Origin of the sequence: Pseudomonas sp. TWRC1-2, from assembly GCF_049896685.1 — a bacterium.
In the GTDB taxonomy this organism is placed as follows: Bacteria; Pseudomonadota; Gammaproteobacteria; order Pseudomonadales; family Pseudomonadaceae; genus Aquipseudomonas.
The window spans coordinates 59,780-84,618 of sequence record NZ_JAFCUU010000009.1; the positions used below are offsets into that span (position 1 = coordinate 59,780).

18 protein-coding genes are annotated in these 24,839 nt (G+C 61.1%); 11 read left to right on the forward strand and 7 right to left on the reverse strand.

The features are described from left to right. The first annotated feature begins 50 nt into the window (after nt 1-50). Nucleotides 51-1,688 carry an AMP-binding protein gene (locus ACP7B3_RS23755; protein WP_426181239.1) on the forward strand — a complete coding sequence of 546 codons (1,638 nt, stop codon included), beginning with the start codon at nt 51-53 and terminating at the stop codon, nt 1,686-1,688. Between the two features lie 663 nt (nt 1,689-2,351). Here the strand turns inward: ACP7B3_RS23755 and ACP7B3_RS23760 are convergent. The 3 genes from ACP7B3_RS23760 to ACP7B3_RS23770 all read right to left on the reverse strand — a co-directional run bounded on the left by ACP7B3_RS23760 (nt 2,352) and on the right by ACP7B3_RS23770 (nt 4,856). Beyond that, entirely contained in the window at nt 2,352-3,251 is a 900-nt protein-coding gene (locus ACP7B3_RS23760; RefSeq protein ID WP_426181242.1) for a hydroxymethylglutaryl-CoA lyase, read from the reverse strand. Nucleotides 3,252-3,267: 16 nt separating this feature from the next. Then, the gene (locus ACP7B3_RS23765) at nt 3,268-3,660 is read right to left on the reverse strand and encodes a MerR family transcriptional regulator (protein WP_106578810.1); all 393 of its coding nucleotides are present in this window, start codon (nt 3,658-3,660) and stop codon (nt 3,268-3,270) included. A 260-nt stretch (nt 3,661-3,920) separates the two neighbouring features. Further along, a complete protein-coding gene (locus ACP7B3_RS23770; RefSeq protein WP_017136514.1) occupies nt 3,921-4,856 on the reverse strand; it encodes a LysR family transcriptional regulator in 936 nt (311 codons plus the stop codon). Between the two features lie 166 nt (nt 4,857-5,022). Between ACP7B3_RS23770 and ACP7B3_RS23775 the strand changes: the two genes are divergently transcribed. Beyond that, entirely contained in the window at nt 5,023-6,252 is a 1,230-nt protein-coding gene (locus ACP7B3_RS23775) for an acyl-CoA dehydrogenase (RefSeq protein WP_426181246.1), read from the forward strand. Nucleotides 6,253-6,304: 52 nt separating this feature from the next. On the opposite strand, the gene ACP7B3_RS23780 is transcribed toward ACP7B3_RS23775, so the two are convergent. Together ACP7B3_RS23780 and xthA are read right to left on the reverse strand one after the other, a co-directional pair. Next, complete coding sequence (locus ACP7B3_RS23780; protein WP_426181249.1) at nt 6,305-7,630, reverse strand: substrate-binding domain-containing protein; 1,326 nt, start codon at nt 7,628-7,630, stop codon at nt 6,305-6,307. 199 nt (nt 7,631-7,829) lie between these two features. After that, on the reverse strand, nt 7,830-8,642 hold the full coding sequence (xthA, locus tag ACP7B3_RS23785; protein WP_106578806.1) for an exodeoxyribonuclease III: 813 nt from the start codon (nt 8,640-8,642) through the stop codon (nt 7,830-7,832). 168 nt (nt 8,643-8,810) lie between these two features. Between xthA and ACP7B3_RS23790 the strand changes: the two genes are divergently transcribed. The 7 genes from ACP7B3_RS23790 to ACP7B3_RS23820 all read left to right on the forward strand — a co-directional run bounded on the left by ACP7B3_RS23790 (nt 8,811) and on the right by ACP7B3_RS23820 (nt 19,852). Continuing rightward, nucleotides 8,811-9,461, forward strand: coding sequence for a GNAT family N-acetyltransferase (locus ACP7B3_RS23790; RefSeq protein WP_145163998.1), 651 nt, complete (start codon nt 8,811-8,813; stop codon nt 9,459-9,461). A 64-nt stretch (nt 9,462-9,525) separates the two neighbouring features. Beyond that, on the forward strand, nt 9,526-11,253 hold the full coding sequence (locus tag ACP7B3_RS23795; protein ID WP_242199384.1) for an autotransporter assembly complex protein TamA: 1,728 nt from the start codon (nt 9,526-9,528) through the stop codon (nt 11,251-11,253). Beyond that, the gene (locus tag ACP7B3_RS23800; RefSeq protein WP_426181254.1) at nt 11,253-14,939 is read left to right on the forward strand and encodes a translocation/assembly module TamB domain-containing protein; all 3,687 of its coding nucleotides are present in this window, start codon (nt 11,253-11,255) and stop codon (nt 14,937-14,939) included. The genes ACP7B3_RS23795 and ACP7B3_RS23800 overlap by 1 nt, the downstream gene beginning before the upstream one ends. 235 nt (nt 14,940-15,174) lie before the next feature. Then, nucleotides 15,175-15,648 (forward strand): MarR family winged helix-turn-helix transcriptional regulator, encoded by a 474-nt coding sequence (locus ACP7B3_RS23805; protein ID WP_145164004.1) that lies wholly within the window; start codon nt 15,175-15,177, stop codon nt 15,646-15,648. Further along, on the forward strand, nt 15,645-17,096 hold the full coding sequence (locus ACP7B3_RS23810; RefSeq protein WP_242199386.1) for an efflux transporter outer membrane subunit: 1,452 nt from the start codon (nt 15,645-15,647) through the stop codon (nt 17,094-17,096). The genes ACP7B3_RS23805 and ACP7B3_RS23810 overlap by 4 nt, the downstream gene beginning before the upstream one ends. A 15-nt stretch (nt 17,097-17,111) precedes the next feature. Next, nucleotides 17,112-18,323: an efflux RND transporter periplasmic adaptor subunit gene (locus tag ACP7B3_RS23815; RefSeq protein WP_179608734.1), complete on the forward strand. Its 1,212-nt coding sequence runs from the start codon at nt 17,112-17,114 to the stop codon at nt 18,321-18,323. Next, a complete protein-coding gene (locus tag ACP7B3_RS23820; RefSeq protein WP_145164010.1) occupies nt 18,323-19,852 on the forward strand; it encodes a DHA2 family efflux MFS transporter permease subunit in 1,530 nt (509 codons plus the stop codon). Before ACP7B3_RS23815 ends, ACP7B3_RS23820 begins: the two co-directional genes overlap by 1 nt. 154 nt (nt 19,853-20,006) lie before the next feature. On the opposite strand, the gene lpxH is transcribed toward ACP7B3_RS23820, so the two are convergent. Both lpxH and ACP7B3_RS23830 read right to left on the reverse strand, forming a co-directional pair. After that, nucleotides 20,007-20,756 carry a UDP-2,3-diacylglucosamine diphosphatase gene (gene lpxH, locus ACP7B3_RS23825; protein ID WP_369303195.1) on the reverse strand — a complete coding sequence of 250 codons (750 nt, stop codon included), beginning with the start codon at nt 20,754-20,756 and terminating at the stop codon, nt 20,007-20,009. Continuing rightward, a complete protein-coding gene (locus ACP7B3_RS23830) occupies nt 20,753-21,256 on the reverse strand; it encodes a peptidylprolyl isomerase (RefSeq protein ID WP_106578797.1) in 504 nt (167 codons plus the stop codon). Before ACP7B3_RS23830 ends, lpxH begins: the two co-directional genes overlap by 4 nt. A 251-nt stretch (nt 21,257-21,507) precedes the next feature. Between ACP7B3_RS23830 and ACP7B3_RS23835 the strand changes: the two genes are divergently transcribed. Then, complete coding sequence (locus ACP7B3_RS23835; protein ID WP_262206148.1) at nt 21,508-23,208, forward strand: glutamine--tRNA ligase/YqeY domain fusion protein; 1,701 nt, start codon at nt 21,508-21,510, stop codon at nt 23,206-23,208. Between the two features lie 15 nt (nt 23,209-23,223). Further along, a complete protein-coding gene (gene cysS / locus ACP7B3_RS23840; RefSeq protein ID WP_145164016.1) occupies nt 23,224-24,612 on the forward strand; it encodes a cysteine--tRNA ligase in 1,389 nt (462 codons plus the stop codon). Nucleotides 24,613-24,839 lie beyond the last annotated feature (227 nt).

Consider the following 24,839-nt stretch of genomic DNA (forward strand, 5'->3'; position numbering starts at 1 on the left):
TACGTCAAGCAGTCGCCGTCCACCTTACAAAAAAGACAAAAGGGGTCGTTATGGATCAACCGAATCAGAGCTACAGCCGTGGCTCTCAGGACAAGACCTTGCTGGCCATGACCATTGGCCAGGCCTTCGATAACACGGTCTCGCGCTATCCCGAGGGTGAAGCGTTGGTGGTGCGCCATCAGCAACGCCGCTACACCTGGCGGCAACTGGCTCACACGGTTGATTTGCACGCCCGTGCGTTCCTGGCCCTGGGCATGCAAGCCGGCGACCGCCTGGGCATCTGGGCGCCCAATTGTGCAGAGTGGTGCCTCACCCAGATTGCCAGTGCCAAGCTTGGTGTGATCCTGGTCAACATCAACCCGGCCTACCGCAGCAGTGAGCTGGAGTACGTGCTCAAGCAGTCCGGTTGCCAATGGCTGGTGTGCGCCGGGTCATTCAAAAGCTCCGATTATCACGCCATGCTGCAAGCACTGAGCCCCAACCTGGGCGCCATGATCAGCCTCGACCCCAACCCACCGCAGGGGTTTCTGCCCTGGTCGCAGCTGGCGGCCCTGGGGGCTGGCGTCCCGCCCGAACAACTGCACAGGCGCCAGGCCAGCCTGCACTTCGACCAGGCCGTGAACATTCAATACACCTCCGGCACCACCGGGTTTCCCAAGGGCGCCACCCTCAGTCATCACAACATTCTCAATAACGGTTACATGGTTGGCGAAAGCCTGGGCCTCACGGCGCAGGACCGGCTGGTGATTCCGGTGCCGTTGTATCACTGCTTTGGCATGGTCATGGGCAACCTCGGCTGCATCACCCACGGCACCACGATGATCTACCCGAATGACGGCTTTGATCCGCTGCTGACCCTCAGCGCCGTCGCCGAAGAGTGCGCCACCGGCCTCTACGGCGTGCCGACCATGTTCATCGCCATACTCGATCACCCTCGCCGCGGCGAATTCGAGCTGAAAAGCTTGCGCACCGGGATCATGGCCGGGGCCACATGCCCTATCGAGGTGATGCGCCGCGTCATCAGCGAGCTGCACATGGGTGAAGTGCAGATTGCCTATGGCATGACCGAAACCAGCCCGGTGTCATTGCAAACCGGTGCCAACGATGACCTGGAGCGCCGCGTCACCACCGTGGGCCGTACCCAGCCACAGCTGGAAAACAAGATCATCGACACCGCCGGCAATACCGTCGCGCGCGGTGAAATCGGCGAGCTGTGCACGCGCGGCTACAGCGTCATGCTCGGCTACTGGAACAACCCCGACGGCACCCGTGACGTCATCGATGACGCGGGCTGGATGCACACCGGCGACCTGGCGACCATGGACGAACACGGTTACGTGCGTATCGCCGGGCGCAACAAGGACATGATCATTCGCGGTGGCGAAAACGTGTACCCGCGCGAGCTCGAAGAGTTTTTCTTCACCCACCCGGCGGTGGCAGATGTGCAAGTTATTGGCATACCGGATGAGCGTTACGGTGAAGAGATCGTCGCCTGGGTCAAGTTCCATCCGGGCCATATGGCCAACGAGCTGGAGCTGCAAACCTGGTGCAAGGGCCGCATCGCGCATTTCAAGACGCCCAAGCATTTCAAATTCGTGGAAGAGTTTCCGATGACGGTAACGGGCAAGATCCAGAAATTTCGCATGCGCGAAATCTCGATCGAGGAGCTGAAAACCCAGTCCAACTAACAACCCAAGCCCATGTGGGAGCGGGCTTGCTCGCGCATGCGCAGGGTCAGCCAGCTCATCTGTCACTGACGCACCGCCTTCGCGAACACGCTTTTTGATCGATGCCAGACGAGCGTTTGTCGAATCCCGGAAAGCACAAAGGGGACCCGAAGGTCCCCTTTAATTTGTCGTTGCGTGCTCTTTTTTATTATTGAGGGGCGGCCTGTTGTTGTTTTTGGCAGCCGTTACCCTTTACCGCTGTTTTGGGCGACCCCCATTCGGGGTCAAGAGCAAACGTATTTTTTTGAGCGCTGATCTGCTTCTTCGTTACCGATCCAACCAGTGGCAGCTACCTGAGGTAGTTTTATTTTTCTCTAACCGGTTGCGGGTTTCGGCATGCCGTACCCTGCGAAGCACATCTTCTCCAAAAAAATCTGTTAGCTGCGTCTCTGCCGTGTTGTTTTTGTTATGTCAGAGTCGTTTCGTCTTATTTTTATTAGGTTTGGCGCTTTTTATTCTTGTTATGCAATAGAGATAGCAGAAGCCGTGCCAACTTTTAAAAATCCTTTAAAATCAGCAGGTTGAATTTTTTATAAGAAATCGCCTACAGCGAATGCGACAAAATATGTTCCCGTGTTACTCGATATGTAGCGGTGCGGTAACACATTGTCACAGCCGCTCTACTCAACTGGCGTTACACGCCTTGGCCACCCGCGACCCGGTGGGCCGGCCGAGCACGCTGCTGATTTGCTGGCCCGCGAGAATCAATGCCTGCAGGTCGATGCCCGTGTCGATACCCAGACCGTTGAGCAGGTACACCACGTCTTCAGTCGCCACGTTACCGCTGGCGCCCTTGGCGTAGGGGCAGCCGCCCAGGCCCGCGATGGAGCTGTCGAACACCGTGATCCCTTCCAGCACACTGGCGTAGATATTCGCAATCGCCTGCCCGTAGGTGTCATGGAAGTGCCCGGCCAACTTGTCCCGTGGCACCTGCGCGCCGACCACCTCAAACAGCCGCCGCGTAGCGCCCGCCGTGCCAGTGCCGATGGTGTCGCCCAGGGAAACCTCATAGCAGCCCATGGCGTACAACTCGCGCGCGACCGCCGCGACCTGTTCCGGCGCGATGTCACCTTCGTAAGGGCAACCCAACACACACGACACATACCCGCGCACGCTGACGCCGTGCTGCTTGGCCGCCGCCATGATGGGCGCAAAGCGCTCCAGGCTTTCGCTGATGGAGCAATTGATGTTGCGCTGGGAAAACGCCTCGGACGCGGCCGCAAACACGGCGACTTCCTTTACGCCCGCGGCCACGGCATCTTCAAAACCGCGCAGGTTCGGTGCGAGTGCGCCGTAGGTCACGCCGGGTTTGCGTTGTATTTGCGCAAACACTTGCGCCGACCCGGCCATCTGCGGCACCCACTTGGGCGAGACAAAGCTGCCCACTTCGATATAGCTCAAGCCCGCGCCGGTCAGGGCATCCACCAGTTGGACCTTGTCGGCCACGCTGATGGGCTGGGCTTCGTTCTGCAGGCCGTCGCGCGGGCCGACTTCCACCAGGCGTACGTGTGAGGGGAGGGGCATGATGGCTACCTTATCGTTATTGGCCAACCTGGCTCATGGTCTGCGCGAGGGCCTGGGTGCAGCGCTCTTCGGCGGTGTCCAGTTCCAGCTTCATCTGTTCGATATCCAGCAGTTGTTGCTCAAGCTGCTCACGGCGTTCGGCGATTTTGGCGAGCATGCTGTTGAGTTGGATGTGGTTGCCGCTGCTGGGGTCGTAGAGTTCGATCAGCTCGCGGCACTCGGCCAGGGAGAAACCGATGCGCTTGCCGCGCAGGATCAGTTTGAGGCTGACCTTGTCGCGCGCCGAATAGATGCGCTCCTGGCCCCGGCGTTCCGGGGCCAGCAGGCCTTGTTCTTCATAGAAGCGAATAGCGCGGGTGGTGATGTCGAGCTCGCGGGCGAGGTCGGAGATGCTGTAGGTCGTGCTCATGGGGGCGCTCAAGAAGGTCTTGGCGCTAAGCTAATGTCAGGTTGACGTGAACGTCAAGCTGCCTTTCCAACCTTATGAGCGGGTGTGCTGTGGCGAGCAGGCTTGCCCTGCGTTGGGTGTGACGCGCCTGCAATAAACATTGACTCAATTTTTCAGGTAAAACGCGGCGCCTGGGATTGGGGCCGCTACGCAGCTCAACGCAGGGCAAGCCTGCTCGCCACACAGGGCCTGATCACCACAAAAGGTCTGCTTGCCACAGGTCAGGCTTGCTTGCCATCGAGCTTCTTCTCATGCGCCGTCACCTGTTGGCACAACTCGATCATTTGCTCGCGCATCCAGCGGTTGGCCGGGTCCTGGTCGGTGCTTTCGTGCCAGTACAAGTGGGTTTCCACAGGCGGCACATCGTTGACCGGCAGGTTGAACCAGTGCAATTCATGGCGCCGGGCAAAGCGCTCGGGCACGGTCATCACCATGTCGGTCTGCTGCAACACTTGCGAGGCCATCAGGTAATGCTGGGAGCGCAGGGCGATCTTGCGCTGGATGCCCATCTTGCCCAGGGCCAGGTCCACATGGCCCAGGCCGTTGCGGCGGCTGGAGATATGGATATGCGTCAGCGACAGGTAGTCATCCAGCGTGAATTTGTCCTTGCCCGCCATCGGATGGCCCTTGCGCATGGCGCACACGTAGCGGTCTTCCATCAGCTTGACGTGGCGCACTTGCGGGTCGGTGTTAAGCGGCGCATCCACGGCAAAATCCAGGCGCCCCGCGGCGAGTTCCTTGGTGGTTTCGCGGCGTTTGGACAGGAAACTCTCGATCACCACCGTCGGCGCCAGGCGGCGCAGGCGCTGGAACAACAGCGGCAGAATCACCGCTTCGGTGAGGTCGGTCATGCTGATGCGGTAGGTTTTGGCCGCCTGCTGCGGGTTGAAAATCCGGCTTTCCTGCACCGACACCCGCAGCAACGACAACGCATTGCGCACCGGGCCGATGATGTTCTGCGCCATCGGCGTGGGTACCATGCCTTGGGCCGTGCGCACGAACAACGGGTCATTGAAGGTTTCGCGCAAGCGCGCCAGCGCGTTGGACACCGCCGGCTGGGTGATGCCGACGATCTGCCCGGCACGGGTCAAGTTGGCTTCGGTGTAGATCGCATCGAAGACAATAAAGAGGTTGAGGTCGACCTTGCTCAGATTCATTTCGTTGCGCTCTTATTGTTAGGTGGCGATTTGTCAGGTGCTCAGGCGCCGATCATATATCGGTGATGAATGTTAATACACGCCGAGAATAGGCTAGGTAAATTATCAGCGCTGTTCTAGCATCGATTGCATGACCTAAACAACCTCTCAGAGAAGGGAGCTGCTCATGGATTTCGCCTATTCGCCCAAGGTTCAGGAACTGCGTGAACGCGTCACCGCATTCATGGACGCTTACGTTTACCCGGCCGAGCCGGTGTTCGAACGCCAGGTCAGCGAAGGCGACCGCTGGCAGCCCACCGCCATCATGGAAGAGTTGAAAGCCAAGGCAAAAGCCGAGGGCCTGTGGAACCTGTTCCTGCCCGAATCCGAACTGGGCGCCGGCCTGACCAACCTCGAATACGCACCACTGGCCGAGATCATGGGCCGCTCCCTGCTGGGCCCGGAGCCGTTCAACTGCTCAGCCCCCGACACCGGCAACATGGAAGTGCTGGTGCGCTACGCCAACGCAGAGCAAAAACAACGCTGGCTCGAGCCGTTGCTGTGCGGCGAGATTCGCTCGGCCTTTGCCATGACCGAACCGGACGTGGCGTCCTCAGACGCCACCAACATGGCCGCCCGCGCCGAGCGCCAGGGTGACGAGTGGGTGATCAACGGCAAAAAATGGTGGACCTCCGGCGCCTGCGATCCGCGCTGCAAGATCTTGATCTTCATGGGCCTGAGCAACCCGGATGCACCGCGTCATCAGCAGCACTCGATGATCCTGGTGCCGGTGGATGCCCCCGGGGTGAAAATCGTGCGCCCATTGCCGGTCTTCGGTTACGACGACGCCCCGCACGGCCACGCCGAAGTGCTGTTCGACAACGTGCGCGTGCCGTACGAAAACGTACTGCTCGGCGAAGGTCGCGGCTTCGAAATTGCCCAGGGCCGCCTTGGCCCAGGCCGTATCCACCACTGCATGCGCTCCATCGGCATGGCCGAGCGCGCGCTGGAACTGATGTGCAAACGCTCCGTCAGCCGCACCGCGTTCGGTAAACCATTGGCCCGCCTGGGCGGCAATATCGACAAGATCGCCGACTCACGGATGGAAATCGACATGGCCCGCCTGCTGACCTTGAAAGCGGCGTACATGATGGACACCGTGGGCAACAAAGTTGCGAAAAGCGAAATCGCGCAGATCAAGGTGGTGGCGCCGAACGTGGCGTTGAAAGTGATCGACCGCGCCATCCAGATTCACGGCGGTGCCGGGGTTTCCAACGACTTCCCGCTGGCCTACATGTACGCCATGCAACGCACCTTGCGCCTGGCCGACGGCCCGGATGAAGTGCACCGTGCGGCGATCGGCAAGTTCGAGATCGGCAAGTACGTGCCCAAAGAGCTGATGCGCAGCGGGCAGTAAATGTAGCCAGCGGGGCAAGCCCGCTCGCCACAGCGGGCTTGCTCGCCAGGCGTCAGTGCACCCAAACCTCCACTCGCCGGTTTTTGATCCGCCCCTCGTCCGCCGTGTTCGCCGCCACCGGCATCTGCGCGCCAAACCCCAGAATATCGCGCAGCACCACGCCGTTCCTCACCAGTTCCCGGCGCACCGCCATTGCCCGCAACTTCGACAGTAGCGCGGCGCGCTGTGGGTCATTCTTGGCGTCGCCAAACCCTACGAGCGTCACCTGCTTGTGGAGTTTGTCGTGGCTTTTCAGGTACGCCACCACCCGCTGCAAATCCTGGCGCGCCTTGTTGTCGAGGCTGGCGCTGCCCTCTTCGAAGCGAAAGTTCACGCTCAGTCGCTGGGCCTCACGCGCGATGGCTTGATAGTCCGCAGGCATCGACGGGCGCGGCTCCACGCTGATCGCCTGCACCTGCTGCGCGATAAAACCGTTGGCTGCGACAATCGCCTGGCCTTTGCTGCTCTGGGTAAAGTCCACGAGCGCCTTGGCCCACGGGTTGCGGCTCGAGGGCGGCAGGTAAAAGAACAGTCGGCGTGACAGCGGGTAGTCCTCGGTGGCAATCAGGCTGTTCAACGGCAACATCGGTTGTGAGTCGCCATCGACGATTGCCACGGCCTTGGCCTGGCGCACATACGGCAGGCCGATAAAGCCGATGCCCTGAGGGTCCTGGCTTACGGCGTCGGACAGTTGCTCACTGGATTCGAAGCGCTTGGCAGGCGCCAGGGGTTTACCGCGCAGGCGTAGCACCAGTTCCTTAAAGGTGTCGTAGGTGCCGGACTGATCATCCCGGGCATACAAATGAATCGGCCCGCCGATGCCACCCAGTGCCTCCCACGTGTCGACTTCGCCGTTGAAAATCTGCGCCAGTTGCTCGGTGTTCAGGGTATTCAACGGGTTTTGCGGGTTGAGGATAATCGCCAGGCCATCAATGGCGATCACTTGCTCAGCCTCGGGGCTTTTCAGGTCGCCCAACGGTTCAAGGTCCACCAGTTCGCTGTCCTTGATCGGGCGCGACGACGCGGCGAGGTCGGCGCTGAGTTTTTTCAACGCCGCGAACCCGGTACTGGAACCGTGGGCCGCCACCTCGATGGTGACCGTCCTGCCTTGGCGGGTCTTGCCGATCACGCGCTGTTCATTGGCGCCGTCGCCCGGTTCACTGTGCACCGCCTGCAAGCCCTGGTATTGCATCATGCCCATGACCAGCGCGGGCCCGAGCGCGGCGCCGATGGTGTTGGAACCCTGGATGCGCAACGCGGGGCCTTGGTCGGGAACGGGCAGGGCAGCGGCAACTGCGTAGAGGGGCAGGATCAACAGGAGCAGAACGCGCAGCATCATGCCGGCACCTTCTTAAGCCAAAGGGAGTGCCGGGAGATTAAGTCAGTAAGGTTTCAACGGTGTGACGGGCACACAACCAACCCAAAGGTGGGAGCTGGCTTGCCTGCGATAGCATCAACTCGGTTTAGCTGGAAGACCGAAGTGCCTGCATCGCAGGCAAGCCAGCTCCCACACAAGCCAGCTCCCACATTGAGTCGCGTCAGCTCAGTTCCAGCCAGATCGGCGCGTGGTCCGACGGCTTTTCCAGCGCCCGGAGCTCGTAGTCCACGCCGGCATCCTTGACCCGCGGCACCAGGCCGTTGGACGCCATGATCACGTCAATGCGCAGGCCGCGCTTGGGCTCATCTTCGAACCCACGGCTGCGGTAATCAAACCAACTGAAGCGGTCGGCCACGTCCGGGTTGAGGTGGCGGAAGCTGTCCACCAGGCCCCAGTTTTTCAGGCGGGCCATCCACTCGCGTTCTTCCGGCAAGAAGCTGCACTTGCCGGTTTTCAGCCAGCGTTTGGCGTTGTCGGCGCCGATACCGATGTCGCAGTCTTGCGGGGAGATGTTGATGTCGCCCATCACCACCAAGGCCTGGTCATTGCTGAACTGGCTTTCCAGCAGGTGCTGCAAATCTTCGTAGAAGCGTTTTTTGGCCGGAAACTTGGTCGGGTGGTCGCGGCTTTCGCCCTGGGGGAAGTAGCCGTTCATGATGGTCACGGGGTTGCCGTTCTCGTCGGCGAAGGTGCCCCAGATGAAGCGGCGCTGTGCGTCTTCTTCATCGCTGGCAAAACCTTTGTGCACGCTCAGCGCTTCTTTGCGCGAGAGCAGGGCCACGCCGTAATGGCCTTTTTGGCCGTGGTAATAAACGTGGTAGCCCAACGCCTGCACTTCGGCCAGCGGGAACTGGTCATCATGAACCTTGGTTTCCTGCAGGCCGATCACGTCGGGTTGATGCTTTTCAATCAGCGCCGCCAGCTGATGAGGGCGGGCGCGCAGCCCGTTGATATTGAAGGAGACGATTTTCATGGTCGGCAGTCCAGTCTGGCAAAAGGGCGATGCTAGCCGACAAGTCCGACGGGGGCCAGCGTGGCGGTCGAGCAGATGCACTGCTAATGTCTGGGAACGACTGGTGCTGCGTAGGTTCGTACCCATAAGAACGCCATCTTCTGAATGGCGCCCAGGGAGATTGACTGTATGCCTGACACTTCGACGGCCCTTGCCGAGATCCGCCTGCTCAACAGCGGCTATTCGCGCGAAGCGCGCTCCATGCTCTACCAGGCTTATCGGCATGAGCCGACGTTCGCCTACATCTTCGAAGCTGAACGCCCAGGCTATGAACAGCGGGTACGCGCCACGGTGCGTGAGCTGGTCAAGCAGCATTTCTTTCAGAAACTGCCCGCCATCGGCCTGTTCGTCAACGACCGGCTGATCGGCATCGCCCTTATTGCGCCACCGCAACGGCGCCTGGGCATTACCGAAAGCTGGGCGTGGCAATTGCGCATGTGGTTGAGTACCGGTGTGCGCGGCACTCGCCGTTACCTGGAATACCATCACGCGGTGCTGGCGTGCCTGCCGACCGAGTCGGTGCACGTACTGCCGTTGTTGGGCATCCACCCGCAATTTCAGGGCAAACACTATGGCGAGCAATTGCTTGAGGCCGTGCACAACTGGTGCGCCGACGACCCGCATTCCTCAGGCGTAGTGCTCGATACCGGCAACTCACGCTACCTGGATTTTTATAAGCGCCAGGGCTATGAGGAAATCGGTGAAGTGGCGATAGGGCCTATCCTGGAGCACGTGTTTTTCCACCCCAATCCGCAGTCGTTACATGTTGCAACGGCTTAATGCAGAATTATTCAGATAATTCCGGGTTCAAAGTCTCTCCCCAGCTCGTGTAGCATCCGCGCCTATGAAGTTTCCAGGAAGATTTACCAGCGGCTTGATTCTGCTGTTCACAAGCTGCGGCGCCTTGGCGCAAAGCGAATTGGACGTGCGGATCAAGCCTACAAACGACGCGTTGAAAGCCAACATCGAAGGCTATATCGGCGGGGTAGGCGATCGTGATGAAGAAGCCCTGCTGCGGTTCAGCCGCGGCGCCGAAGAGCAGGCCCGCAAGGCGGCCCAGGCGCTGGGCTACTATCAGCCACAAATCGTCAGTGATGTAAAAGGCGGCAAGAATCCACGCCTGATCCTCACCATCGACCCCGGCGAGCCGGTGCATTTGCGCAACGTGACCATTCGGGTTGACGGCCAGGCCGCGAGCCTCAAGGCTTTTCGCGTGCCCGACAGCAGCGACCTCACATCCGGCGCCGTGCTCAACCACGGCCACTACGAAGACGCCAAGCGTCTGATCCAGAACCAGGCCTCGCGCTACGGCTTTTTCAGCGGGCGCTTTACCAGCCAGAAACTCTCGGTTGACCCCAAAGCCGGCGTCGCCGATATCGAACTCATTTACGACAGCGGCCCGCGCTACAGCATGGGCAAGGTCAGCTTTGCCGGCGACACGCCGTTTGATGAAGACCTGCTGCAACGCATGGTGCCGTTCAAAAGCGGCGACCCTTACGACTCCGAGCTGATCGCCGAACTCAACCAGAACCTGCAGGCGAGTGGCTTTTTCGAAGCCGTGCGCGTAGACGCAAGCCCCGCAGCCTCGGCCAACGATGTGATCCCGGTGGCGGTGCAACTGGACACCCGCAAGCCGCGCACCATGGGCCTGGGCCTGGGTTACTCGACCGACGTCGGCCCGCGCGGCAAAGCCAACTGGACGCGTCACTGGGTCAACCCACAAGGTCACAGCTATGGCTGGGAAGCCGAGCTGTCGGCGCCGCGCCAGAACGTCGGCCTGTGGTACGACATCCCGCTGGACCCACCGCTCACCGACAAACTGCGTTTTGCCGGCGGCTACCAGAATGAAGAGATCGCCAATACCGACACCCTGAGTAAATTGCTCACCCTCGGCCCTGAATGGCACAGCAAATTGCCCAGCGGCTGGACGCGGGTCATCTCGCTCAAATACCAGCGCGAAGAATACCGCCTGGGCAATGACTCGGGCCTGAGTAACCTGGTGATGCCGGGGATCAATTATTCCTACCTGCGCAGCGACAACCGCATCGACCCGCACAATGGCTATCGCCTGATGTTCGACGCCAAGGTCGCCAAGGAAGGCCTGGGTTCCGACACCAACCTGCTTTACGGCACCGCCACGATCAAGGGCTTGACCACCTTGTGGGACAACCACCGTTTCCTCGGCCGTGCGCAGTTTGGCGGCAGTGCCACCAATGGCTACAAATCGGTGCCGCCATCGCTGCGCTTTTTTGCCGGTGGTGACCAGAGCGTGCGTGGCTACGAGTACCAGACCTTGTCACCCGAAAACGATCGCGGTGACCGCATCGGCGGCCGCTACATGGTGGCGCTGAGTGCCGAATATCAATATTCCATCGCCGAAAAATGGCGGATCGCGACCTTTGTCGACCAAGGCAACTCCTTTAACAGCCTGGACATGCCGAGCCTGAAAACCGGTGTGGGCGTGGGCGTGCGTTGGGTGTCGCCGGTGGGCCCGATCCGCCTCGACCTGGCCCATGCCCTGGAAGATCCGGGCGGCATTCGTTTGCACTTTTCCATGGGGCCTGAGCTGTGATGCGTGGTTTGAAAATAGCGGGGCTGGCCATCGTGGCAGTCTTCGCCGTGGTGTTATTGGCACTGTGGGCGGTACTCGGCAGCCAAGCGGGCAGCCGCTGGGCCTTGCGCCAGGTGCCCGGATTGACGGTTGAGAATTTCCAGGGGCATTTGGGTGGCCAGTGGCGTGTCGACCACCTGTTGTGGCAGCAAGACACCAGCCGGGTCGAGCTGAATGCGGCGAAGTTCGACTGGTCGCCGGCCTGCCTGCTGCGCATGACCCTGTGCATCAACCAGCTGGACGTGGAACAGGTCAGCCTGCAATTCCCACCCAGTACCGATGACAGCAGCAGTGGGCCGATCCAGCTGCCGGAGTTGAAACTGCCGGTGGCGATCCAGTTGGGCGACGTTCGCGTCGGTAGCCTGCTGTTCAATGGCAGCGAAGAGCTCAAGGGCTTGCAGCTCGCGGCGCACTGGACCGCTGCGGGCCTGCAGATCGACTCGGTGCACCTGCAACGCGATGACCTGGTGCTGGACCTGGCCGGTCTGCTGCAACCGACCGGCAACTGGCCGTTGAGCGCCACGGGCAACCTGAGCCTGCCGTACGCGCCCGGCGGCGCGCCGTGGAAGGTTGCGCTCAAGCTCGACGGAGACTTGCTCAAGACCCTCAAGCTCGACGCCGACAGCAGTGGCTACCTGCCCGCCAAACTCAGCGGTGAGCTGCAACCACTGGTGGAGAACTTGCCCGCGCAATTGCACATCAGCGCCGATGGCTTCAAACCCAGCGCCGACTTGCCCGACACCCTGCAACTCAATCAACTGGACCTCACCGCCAAGGGCGACCTGAGCAGCGGTTATCAACTGCTGGGCAAGGCCGTGCTGCCAGCGGAAAAAGGCCCGGTGGACCTGCTGCTGCAGGGCAAGGTTGACGCCAAGGGCGCGCAGATCGCCGGTCTGGATTTGAATGCCGGCGACCAGCAAAGCCTCAAGCTCAGCGCCAATCTGGACTGGCAACAAGGCTTCAGCGCCGACGCCAAGATCGATTGGCTGGATTTTCCCTGGCACCGCCTCTATCCATTGATTGATGAGCCGCAGTTCGCGCTGCATACGCTCAACGGCGAGATTTCCTACAAAGACGGCAATTACCTCGGCAACCTCAAGGCCGACCTCGACGGCCCGGCCGGCAAATTCAATGTGGTCACGCCGTTCAGTGGCGACCTCAAGCAACTCTTCCTGCCCGAACTGAAATTGACGGCCGGCCAAGGCAAGGCTGAAGGCCACCTGAGCCTGCAGTTTGCCGACGGCATTGCCTGGGACACCGCGCTGGACCTGTCGGCGCTGAACCCGGCGTACTGGGTCGCGGAGTTACCCGGCACGTTGGCTGGGCCGCTGCGCAGCAAGGGCGAGTTCAAACAGGAACAACTCAAGCTCAACGCCGACCTCGACCTCAAGGGCCGCTTGCGCGGTCAGACTGCCGTGCTGGCGGCCAAGGCAGACGGCGCAGGCGAGCAATGGACCCTGGCCAACCTGGACATCCGCCTGGGTGATAACCGCATCAATGGCAGCGGCAGCCTGCAGCAACGTGTGGCCGGGCAGATCGACATCAAGCTGACGCGCCTGGCCCAGTTGTGGCCGCAACTGCGTGGGCAGATCAACGGGCGCGTCGATGTGGCCGGTACGTTGAAGGCGCCGCAAGGCAAACTCGACCTTAAAGGCCAGCAACTGGCGTTCGCCGACAATCAACTGCAAAACCTCACCCTCGACGCCACACTCGACAGCGCCCAGCGCGCGAAGATCGACCTCAAGGGCATTGGTATCCAGGCCGGCGACACCCAGGTCGGCACCCTGACCGCCAGCGCCCAAGGGGATATCAAAAGCCAGAAAGTCCAGCTGGACCTGGCCGGGCCGCTGGTCAAGCTGGGCCTGGCGCTCGATGGCAACCTCGACAAAGGTAACTGGCGCGGGCGCCTGGCCAGCGGTGACGTTCAAGCCGGTGGCCAGGACTGGAAGCTGCAAGCCCCGGCCAGGATCGAACGCCTGGCGGACGGCAAGCTGACCTTTGCGGCGCATTGCTGGGTGTCTGGCCATTCCAGCCTGTGCGGTGAAGATCAGCGCCTGATGCCTGAGCCGAAGTTGCGTTACCACCTCAAGCAATTCCCCATCGACAGCCTGGCTGCCTTTCTGCCCAAGGATTTCGCCTGGCAAGGCAAGCTCAACGCCGACGTGCAGCTCGACCTGCCCGCCAGCGGGCCTAAAGGCGTGATCGCGGTGGATGCCAGCGGTGGCACCCTGCGCGTCAAGGACAAGGCTCAGTGGGTGGATTTCCCCTACGACACCCTGAAGCTGGAAACCACCCTCAACCCTAAACGCATCGACACTCAGCTGACCTTCCGTGGCGGCAAGCTCGGCGAGTTGCTGGTGCAGGCGCAGATCAACCCGTTGCCGAAGAACAAGCCGATCACCGGTAATTTCAGCCTCAACGGCCTGGACCTCGCCGTGGCCCGACCGTTTGTGCCGATGGTGGACAAACTCACCGGCAAGCTCAACGGCAACGGGCGTATCTCCGGTGGTTTGCTGGCACCGCAGGTCAACGGCAACGTGAATCTGGTGGGCGGTGAAGTCTCCGGGCCGGAGTTGCCGATCAGCCTTGAAGGCTTGAACGTGCAGGCCCTGATTGCCGGCGAAAGCGTGCAGTTGAATGGCGCGTGGCACAGCGGCAAGGCCGGGCAGGGCAGCCTCAAGGGGCAGATCGACTGGGGCCAGGCGCTGGTGGTGGACCTCAGCCTGCAAGGCGCGCAGTTGCCGGTCACGGTTGAGCCTTACGCCAAGCTGGAAGTGGCGCCGGACCTGAAAATCAGCCTGAAAAACGACAAGCTGGCGATTGCCGGCAAGGTGCACATCCCGCGTGGCAACATCACCGTGCGTGAATTGCCGCCGTCCACCGTCAAGGTCTCCGATGACACCGTGATCGTCGGCAGCCAGACCGAGGAGGGCAAGGCGCCGATGGCGATGGCCATGGACATCGACGTGGTGGTGGGCGAAGACCAGCTCAACTTCGCGGGCTTCGGGCTCACCGCCAAAGTGCAGGGCCATGTGCACATCGGCGACAACATGGACACCCGTGGCGAGCTGTGGCTCAACGATGGCCGCTACCGTGCCTACGGGCAGCGGCTGGACGTGCGCCGCGCGCGGCTGTTGTTTGCAGGGCCACTGGACCAACCGTTCCTGGATGTCGAAGCGGTGCGCGTCGTTACCGAACCGTCCAGAACGGTGACGGCCGGTATTCGCTTGAGCGGCAGCGCCGAACAACCGACCACGCAGATCTTCTCCGAGCCGACCATGCCTCAGGAGGATGCACTCTCGTATCTGGTACTGGGGCGTTCGCGCAACAACACCGGCGAAGACAACAACATGCTGGCCGAAGCCGCCTTGGGGCTGGGGTTGATGGGCAGCGCCGGGGTCACCTCGGATATCGCCAACAAGCTGGGTATCCAGGACTTCGACCTCGACACCCAGGGCACCGGCAATAACACCGCCGTGGTGGCCAGCGGCAAGATCACCGAAAAACTCAGCCTGCGGTATGGGGTTGGGGTGTTCGAACCGGCCAGTACGATTGCCCTGCGCTACCTGCTGAGCAAAAAGGTGTACCTGGAAGTGGCCAGTGGCGTGGCCAGTTCACTGGATATCTTCTACAAGCGCGATTTCTAAACCCTCACGCACAAACACTGTGGGAGTTGGCTTGCCAGCGATGACGGTCCATCAGTCGATGATTCATTGACTGACAGACCGTCATCGCAGGTACGCCAGCTCCCACGTTCGTTTGTGGGCAGCCCACCTGTCGGTCAATTAGCAAGCAAGCTAATAATTCCATTTGACATTCGCTGCCTAAGCAGTAACATCTTGTCATACATTCACTGCCTAGGCAGTAATAAGGTGACTTTCGATGACCCACTTCACCCCTGACAGCTTTCGCAACTGCCACCTCGGCCTGTTGCTGGGCCGCGCCGCGCTGCTCAAGGACCGCATTATCGACACGCATATGGAACCGCATGGCGTCACCGCCGCGCAGTTCAAGGTGTTGATCATCATTGCCCAGTACGAGGTCGACACGCCCGCCGAGCTGTGTCGCAACCTGTCGCTGGACAGCGGTTCCATGACCCGCATGCTCGACCGCCTGGAGCAAAAGGGCCTGCTGGCGCGCAAGCGTTCCGAGCAGGACCGGCGCCAGGTGCAGCTGGTGCTGACCGAAGACGGCCAGCGCCTGGCAGACATGCTGCCGCACATCGGCGCGCAGGCGATGAATGAGCTGGCCGGCGCCCTGCAGCCCGGCGAGTTGCAAACCCTGGAAAAAATCCTCACGAAAATTCTGATAGCTGCCGGTGACGCCATCGTCATCCAGCGGGTAGGTAATCAATGAACACACGCGCACTTAGCCTGGTGCTGGTGGCGATGAGCATGGCCGGTTGTGCCAACTTCAGCGGCCTCGACACCCAGGGCCAACGCCTCGATGCCAACACGTTGCAAACCGGCAAGTCCCTCAGTGGCGTGACCTTGTCGAGCGCCGCATGGCCGACGGCCGATTGGTGGAAGAGCCTTGGCGACCCGCAGCTGGACGGCTTGATCCATGAAGCCCTGCAAAACAGCCCTGACATGCAAGTCGCCAGCGCCCGTGCCCACCAGGCGCAAGCCGCTGCCTACGCCGCCGATGCCGCCCGCATGCCAACCCTGGATGCCAGCGCCGGCGTGAGCCGTTCGCGCCTGGCCAAGGATCAGGACCCGCTGGGGCAGGGCGATGCCTACGCCACCGTGCGTAACATCGGCGCCAGCTTCAACTACAACTTTGACCTGTGGGGTGGCCAGCGCGCCGCCTGGGAAGCCGCGTTGGGCCAGGCGCGTGCCGCCGAAGTCGATCAGCAAGCCGCGCGCCTGACCCTGGCCGCCAACGTGGCCAAGGCCTACAGCGACCTGGGCCAGGCGCATATCGTGCGTGACCTGGCCGCCGACGACCTCAAGCGCACCCGTCAGATGCTCGACCTGAGCAAGCGCCGCCTGAGTTCCGGTATCGACAGCCAGTACCAGTACCAGCAGACCGAAAGCCTGGAAGCCAGCTCTGAGTCGCAATTGATCGATGCAGAAAAACAGCTGCAAAGCGCCAAGATCGCCCTGGCCGTATTGCTCGGCAAAGGCCCCGACCGTGGCAGCGAGCTGACCCGCCCGAACGTGCTCAAACCCAGCGCCGTTGCCGTGCCTTCTGTGCTGCCGGCCGAGTTGCTGGGCCGTCGCCCGGACTTGATCGCCGCACGCTGGCGCGTCGAGGCGGCGAGCAAGAACGTCGCCGCGAGCAAGACCCGTTTCTACCCCAACCTCAACCTGAGCGCGAGCGCCGGGGCCGAGTCGTTGTTGGGCGACGCGATGTTTGGCTCGGCCAGCCGTTTCTTCAGCATTGCGCCGACGGTCTCGTTGCCGATCTTCGACGGCGGCCGCCTGCGCGCCGACCTCGATGCCCGCGACGCCGATTACGACCTGGCGGTGGCCCAGTACAACAAAACCCTGGTGCAAGCCTTGGGCGATATTGGCAACACCCTTTCGCAATTGCGCGATACCGGTCGGCAGATCCAGGCCCAGCAACACGCCGCGGACATTGCCCAGCAGTCTTACGACACCGGGGTTCAGCGCTACAGCTCGGGGATCGGGAATTACCTGGATGTACTCAGCATCGAGCAGCAATTGCTGCAGGCCCAGCGTCAGTTGGCGGCCTTGAATGCTGCGCAGATCGATCTGTCGATTCAATTGATGCAAGCCCTGGGTGGCGGGTACAACGCCGATAACGTGGCCGTAACCACCCCAGCTACACGCACGGAATAATTTGAGGTATTTGTCATGGCCACTGCCGAAAGCAACAACGCAACAGAGCAACCCAAAGAGCAGCAAAAAGACAGCAACCCACGCAAACGCAAAATCATGCTGATCGGCCTGGCGCTGATCGTGATTCTTGGCGTGATCGGCGTGTGGGCCTGGTATGAGCTTTACGGGCGCTTCAACGAAAGCACCGACGATGCCTATGTGAACGGCAACGTGGTGGAAATAACCCCGCTGGTCACCGGCACTGTGGTCAGCATCGGCGCTGACGACGGCGACCTGGTCCACGAAGGCCAGGTGCTGATCAACTTCGACCCCAATGACGCCGCTGTCGGCCTGCAAAGTGCCCAGGCCAACCTCGCGCGTACCGTGCGTCAGGTGCGGGGCTTGTACAGCAACGTTGATGGCATGAAAGCCCAGGTGCTGGCGCAGCAAGCCAACGTGCAAAAGGCCCAGGACAATTACAACCGTCGTAAGAACCTTGCCGCCGGCGGCGCGATCTCCCAGGAAGAACTGTCCCATGCCCGTGACGACCTGACCTCGGCGCAAAGCGCCCTGGCCAACGTGCAGCAACAGTTCAAGACCTCCAGCGCACTGGTGGACGACACGGTGATTTCGTCCCACCCGGACGTGCAGGCCGCCGCCGCGCAACTGCGCCAGGCGTACTTGACCAACGCCCGCAGCACCTTGATTGCACCGGTAACCGGCTATGTGGCCAAGCGCACGGTGCAATTGGGTCAGCGCGTGCAGCCGGGTACCGCGTTGATGGCGGTGATCCCGCTGAACCAGTTGTGGATCGACGCCAACTTCAAGGAAACCCAGCTGCGCGATATGCGTATCGGCCAGCCGGTGGACATCGAGTCGGATATCTACGGCAGTGACGTGAAGTACAGCGGCACCGTGGACAGCCTGGGCGCCGGTACCGGCAGCGCGTTTGCCTTGCTGCCGGCGCAGAACGCCACCGGTAACTGGATCAAGATCGTGCAACGGGTGCCCGTGCGTATTCACATCAACGCCGACGAGCTGGCCAAGCACCCGCTGCGTGTGGGCTTGAGCACCGTGGTCAACGTGGACCTGCACGACAAGAGCGGCCCGGTGCTGGCGCAACAGGCGCCGCAAAAGGCCTCGTTCACCACCAACGTATATGACCGCCAATTGGCCGAAGCCGATGCCATGATCACTCAGCTGATCCATGACAACAGCCTCGCCGCGCCCAAGGCTGTGCAACGCTGATGAGCAATAACGCCTCGTTCACGCCACCCAGCCTGTTGATGGCCACTATTGGCCTGTCGCTGGCGACCTTTATGCAGGTGCTCGACACCACGATCGCCAACGTGGCCTTGCCGACCATTTCCGGCAACCTCGGTGTGAGTTCGGAGCAGGGCACCTGGGTGATCACCTCGTTTGCGGTGAGCAACGCGATTGCCTTGCCGCTGACCGGCTGGTTGAGCCGGCGCTTTGGCGAGGTGAAGCTGTTTTTGTGGGCGACCATCCTGTTTGTGCTGGCCTCGTTCCTCTGCGGTATTTCCACCTCGATGCCTGAGCTGATCGGCTTTCGGGTGCTGCAGGGCCTGGTGGCCGGGCCGCTGTACCCGATGACCCAAACGTTGCTGATCGCGGTTTACCCGCCGGCGAGGCGCGGCATGGCCCTGGCGTTACTGGCGATGGTCACGGTGGTGGCGCCGATTGCCGGCCCGATCCTCGGCGGCTGGATTACCGACAGCTACAGCTGGCCGTGGATCTTCTTTATCAACGTGCCCATCGGCATCTTTGCGGTGCTGGTGGTGCGTTCGCAGTTGAAGAAACGTCCGGTGGTCACCAGTTACCAGCCCATGGATTACGTCGGGCTGCTGAGCCTGATCGTCGGTGTCGGCGCGCTGCAGATCATCCTCGACAAGGGCAATGACCTGGACTGGTTCGAATCCAACTTCATCATCGTTGGTGCCGTGATTTCGGCGATAGCCCTGGCGGTGTTCGTTATCTGGGAAATGACCGACAAGCACCCGGTGGTCAACCTGCGGCTGTTTGCCTACCGCAACTTCCGCATCGGCACCATTGTGCTGGTGCTCGGTTATGCGGGGTTCTTCGGCATCAACCTGATCCTGCCGCAATGGCTGCAAACCCAGATGGGCTACACCGCCACCTGGGCGGGCCTGGCGGTGGCGCCGATCGGCATTCTGCCGGTGCTGATGTCGCCGTTTGTGGGCAAGTACGCGCACAAGTTCGACCTGCGCTTGCTGGCGGGCCTGGCATTTTTGGCAATTGGCCTGAGTTGCTTCATGCGTGCCGGCTTTACCAATGAAGTCGACTTCACCCACATCGCCCTGGTGCAGCTGTTCATGGGCATTGGCGTGGCGCTGTTCTTCATGCCGACCTTGAGCATCCTGATGTCCGACCTGCCGCCGGCGCAAATCGCCGACGGCGCGGGCCTGGCGACCTTCCTGCGGACCCTGGGCGGCAGTTTTGCGGCCTCGCTGACCACCTGGATCTGGATTCGCCGGGCGGACCAGCACCATGCGTACATGAGCGAGAACATGACCACGTACGACTCGGCAACCCGTGATGCCTTGCAGGCACTCGGCGGGGCAGGGCACAAGGCTTATGCACAGCTGGACCAGATCCTCACCAGCCAGGCGTACATGATGTCCACCGTGGATTACTTCACGCTGCTGGGGTGGATGTTCATGGGCTTGATCGTGATTGTGTGGCTGGCGAAACCGCCGTTTGCGGCGAAGGCCGGGCCGGAGGCTTCGGGGCACTGATTCGAGGTTGTACGCGGTCAAAAAGGTGGGAGCGGGCTTGCTCGCGAAGGCGGTGGTTCAGTCGATACTTGAGTTGACTGACACGCCGCCTTCGCGAGCAAGCCCGCTCCCACATTTGGATCTCTGTTCACATTGGGTCGGTGGCGTTTGAGAATCAGGCGCCAGGCAGCGCCAGCTGCGGATTGACGAAGTCAAACGCCGCCAACGCAAACCCTTGCTCGTCTACCTGCAACGCCCAGCCCTGCTTGTCCCAATCCCCCAGCACAATGCGCTTGGCCGCCTGATCACCAATCTGCAGCTTATGGATCGCTGGGCGGTGCGTGTGGCCGTGGACCAGGGTGCGCACGCCAAATTGCTGCATCACCCGCGGCACTTCCTCGGGCGTCACATCGACAATGTCGTTGGCTTTCATGCGTGTCTGCGCGCGGCTTTCACTGCGCAGCTTGCGCGCCAGCTTGTGGCGGGTGCGCAATGGCAGGTGCCGCAGGATAAACAGCACAATCGGGTTACGCAGGATGCGCCGCAGCTTCATGTAGCCAAGGTCGCGGGTGCAAAGGCTGTCGCCGTGCATCAACAGCACAGGCTCGCCGTAGAACTGCACGACACTCGGGTCCTTGAGCAAGGTGGCGCCTGCAGCTTTGCAGAACGCCTTGCCGATCAGGAAGTCACGGTTGCCGTGCATGATGAAAATCGGGGTGCCGCTGTCGCTCAGCTCACGCAGGGCCGCGCAAATCGAACGCTGGAACGGTGTCATGCCATCGTCGCCAATCCAGGCTTCAAAGAAGTCGCCCAGAATGTACAACGCCTGGGCGCCACGGGCGCGCCCGTGGAGCAAATCCAGAAACGCCCGGGTGATGTCCGGGCGGTCCTCTTCCAGATGCAAATCTGAAATCAGCAATATCACCCAACGATCTCGGCTTTCTCGACGATAACGTCTTCTACCGGAACGTCCTGGTGACCGGCTTTACCGGTGGTCTGCACGGCTTTGATCTTGTCGACAACGTCCTGGCCTTCGGTCACTTTACCGAATACCGCGTAGCCCCAACCCTGCACGTTCTTGCCGCTGTGGTTCAGGAAGGCGTTGTCGGCGACGTTGATGAAGAACTGCGCGGAGGCCGAATGCGGCTCCATGGTACGGGCCATGGCGACGGTGTACTTGTCGTTGGAAAGGCCGTTGTCAGCTTCGTTCTGGATGCTTGGGCGCTTGTCTTTCTTTTCTTTCATGCCAGGCTCGAAACCGCCGCCCTGGACCATGAAGTTGCCGATGACACGGTGGAAAACGGTGTTTTCGTAGTGGCCGGCTTTAACGTATTCGATGAAGTTGGCGACGGTGATCGGCGCTTTCTCGGCGTTCAGCTCGATGACGATGTCACCGTGGTTGGTGGTCAGTTTGACTTGAGTCATGTTCACTACTCTTTTCAGGGAATTCGTGGGTTTGGACGCCTGAGCGCCTTACCTGATTGGCTAAACAGAGGCCAAGGCGCGCAGTTTAGCGTGACCTGCAGGAATTTCGAGGTGGTTTTTTACCGCCGATGCATTAAATGCAGCAGTTTTCGACCACGCTCTGTCAGCGGCTTGACAGCTTCGGCTATCATAAGCCCTTTGTTTTATCGGCCCCTACTTCTGGCCAAGCACTTCGTCTGTTCAAGGATCCTATGAGCAAGCCCACTGTCGACCCTACCTCGAATTCCAAGGCCGGACCTGCCGTCCCGGTCAATTTCCTGCGCCCGATCATCCAGGCGGACCTGGATTCGGGCAAGCACACGCAGATCGTCACCCGTTTCCCGCCTGAGCCCAACGGTTACCTGCACATCGGCCACGCCAAGTCGATCTGTGTGAACTTCGGCCTGGCCCAGGAGTTCGGTGGCGTCACGCACCTGCGTTTCGACGACACCAACCCGGCCAAGGAAGACCAGGAATACATCGACGCCATCGAAAGCGACATCAAGTGGCTGGGCTTCGAGTGGTCCGGTGAAGTGCGCTACGCCTCCAAGTATTTCGACCAGTTGTTCGACTGGGCCGTCGAGTTGATCAAGGCCGGCAAGGCTTACGTCGACGACCTGACCCCGGAGCAAGCCAAGGAATACCGTGGCAGCCTGACCGAGCCGGGCAAAAACAGCCCGTTCCGCGACCGCTCGGTCGAAGAGAACCTGGACTGGTTCAACCGCATGCGCGCCGGTGAGTTCCCGGACGGCGCTCGCGTGCTGCGCGCCAAGATCGACATGGCCTCGCCGAACATGAACCTGCGCGACCCGATCATGTACCGCATCCGCCATGCCCACCACCACCAGACCGGTGACAAGTGGTGCATCTACCCGAACTACGACTTCACCCACGGTCAGTCGGACGCCATCGAAGGCATCACCCACTCGATCTGCACCCTGGAGTTCGAAAGCCATCGCCCGCTGTACGAGTGGTTCCTCGACAGCCTGCCGGTGCCGGCGCACCCGCGTCAGTACGAATTCAGCCGCCTGAACCTGAACTACACCATCACCAGCAAGCGCAAGCTCAAGCAGCTGGTTGATGAAAAGCACGTGCATGGCTGGGACGACCCACGCATGTCGACGCTGTCGGGCTTCCGTCGTCGCGGTTACACCCCGGCGTCGATCCGTAATTTCTGCGAGATGGTTGGCACCAACCGCTCCGACGGCGTGGTCGACTACGGCATGCTCGAGTTCAGCATCCGTCAGGACCTCGACGCCAACGCACCGCGCGCCATGTGCGTGCTGCGTCCGTTGAAAGTGGTGATCACCAATTACCCGGAAGACAAGGTCGAGAACCTCGAACTGCCGCGTCATCCGCAAAAAGAAGAACTCGGCGTGCGCAAGCTGCCGTTCGCGCGTGAGATCTACATCGACCGTGATGACTTCATGGAAGAGCCGCCAAAGGGCTACAAGCGCCTGGAGCCGAATGGCGAAGTGCGTCTGCGCGGCAGCTACGTGATCCGCGCCGATGAAGCGATCAAGGACGCCGATGGCAACATCGTCGAACTGCGTTGCTCCTACGACCCGGAAACCTTGGGCAAGAACCCTGAGGGCCGCAAGGTCAAAGGCGTCATCCACTGGGTGCCGGCCGCTGCCAGCATCGAGTGCGAAGTGCGTTTGTACGATCGTCTGTTCCGTTCGCCGAACCCTGAAAAGGCTGAAGACAGCGCGAGCTTCCTGGACAACATCAACCCTGATTCCCTGCAAGTGCTCACCGGTTGTCGTGCCGAGCCATCGCTTGGCGACGCACAGCCGGAAGACCGTTTCCAGTTCGAGCGCGAAGGTTACTTCTGCGCAGATATCAAGGACTCGAAACCTGGTCAGCCGGTATTCAACCGTACCGTGACCTTGCGTGATTCGTGGGGCCAGTGATTTAAGGGAGTTGTCGTGTTAACGATCTACAACACACTCAGCAAGACCAAAGAAGTCTTCAAGCCGCTCGATGGCAACAAGGTGCGCATGTACGTGTGCGGCATGACCGTGTACGACTACTGCCACATCGGCCACGGCCGCAGCATGGTTGCCTTCGACCTGGTGACCCGCTGGTTGCGTTTCAGCGGCTATGACTTGACCTATGTGCGCAACATCACCGACATCGACGACAAGATCATCAACCGTGCCAACGAAAACGGCGAGTCGTTCGACGCGCTGACCGAACGCATGATTGCTGCCATGCACGAGGACGAGGCGCGTCTCAACATCCTCAAGCCGGACATGGAGCCGCGCGCCACGGATCACATCCCGGGCATGCACGCGATGATCCAGACCCTGATCGACAAGGGGTATGCCTACGCCCCCGGCAATGGCGACGTGTACTACCGCGTCGCCAAGTTCATGGGCTACGGCAAGCTGTCGCGCAAGAAAATCGAAGACCTGCGCATCGGCGCGCGCATCGAAGTCGACGAAGCCAAGCAAGACCCGCTCGACTTCGTGCTGTGGAAAGGCACCAAGCCCGGCGAGCCGAGCTGGGAGTCGCCATGGGGCGCCGGGCGTCCGGGCTGGCACATCGAGTGCTCGGTGATGTCCACCTGCTGCCTGGGCGAGACTTTCGACATTCATGGCGGCGGCAGCGATCTTGAGTTCCCGCACCACGAAAACGAAATCGCCCAAAGCGAAGCCGCTACCGGCAAGACGTACGCCAACGCCTGGATGCACTGCGGCATGATCCGCATCAATGGCGAGAAGATGTCCAAGTCCTTGAACAACTTCTTCACCATTCGCGACGTGCTGGAAAAGTACCACCCGGAAGTGGTGCGTTACCTGCTGGTGTCCAGCCACTACCGCAGCGCCATCAACTACTCGGAAGACAACCTCAAGGACGCCAAGGGCGCCCTGGAGCGTTTCTACCACGCGTTGAAAGGCCTGCCAGCCGTGGCGCCTGCCGGCGGCGAAGCGTTCGTGGCACGGTTTACCGAAGTGATGAACGACGACTTCGGCACGCCGGAAGCCTGTGCGGTGCTGTTCGAGATGGTGCGTGAGATCAACCGCTTGCGCGAGACTGATCTGGATGCAGCGGCCGGGCTGGCTGCACGCTTGAAGGAGCTGGCCAGCGTGCTGGGTGTGCTGCAGATGGAAGCCGATGACTTCCTGCAAGCCGGCGCCGAAGGGCGTGTGGACGCGGCGCAAGTTGATGCGCTGATTCAGGCGCGTCTGGCTGCGCGGGCTAACAAAGACTGGGCCGAGTCCGACCGTATCCGTGACCAACTGACCGCGATGGGTGTGGTGTTGGAAGACGGCAAGGGCGGGACGACGTGGCGGTTGGCTGATCAAGCTTGATCGGTAACGCTGAATGAAAAACGCCCCGACTGGTTCGGGGCGTTTTTTTGCACATCGTTTTAAAGGCTCACTCGATCCAGTGTAGGAGCGGGCTTGCTCGCGAATGCGGTGCATCAGCCAATGAATCTGGCGACTGACCCACCGCCTTCGCGAGCAAGCCCGCTCCCACAATTCGACCGAGTTAAGCTTCCACAATTTGGTTGGCTGCAATGCCGCCTGGGTTTTGC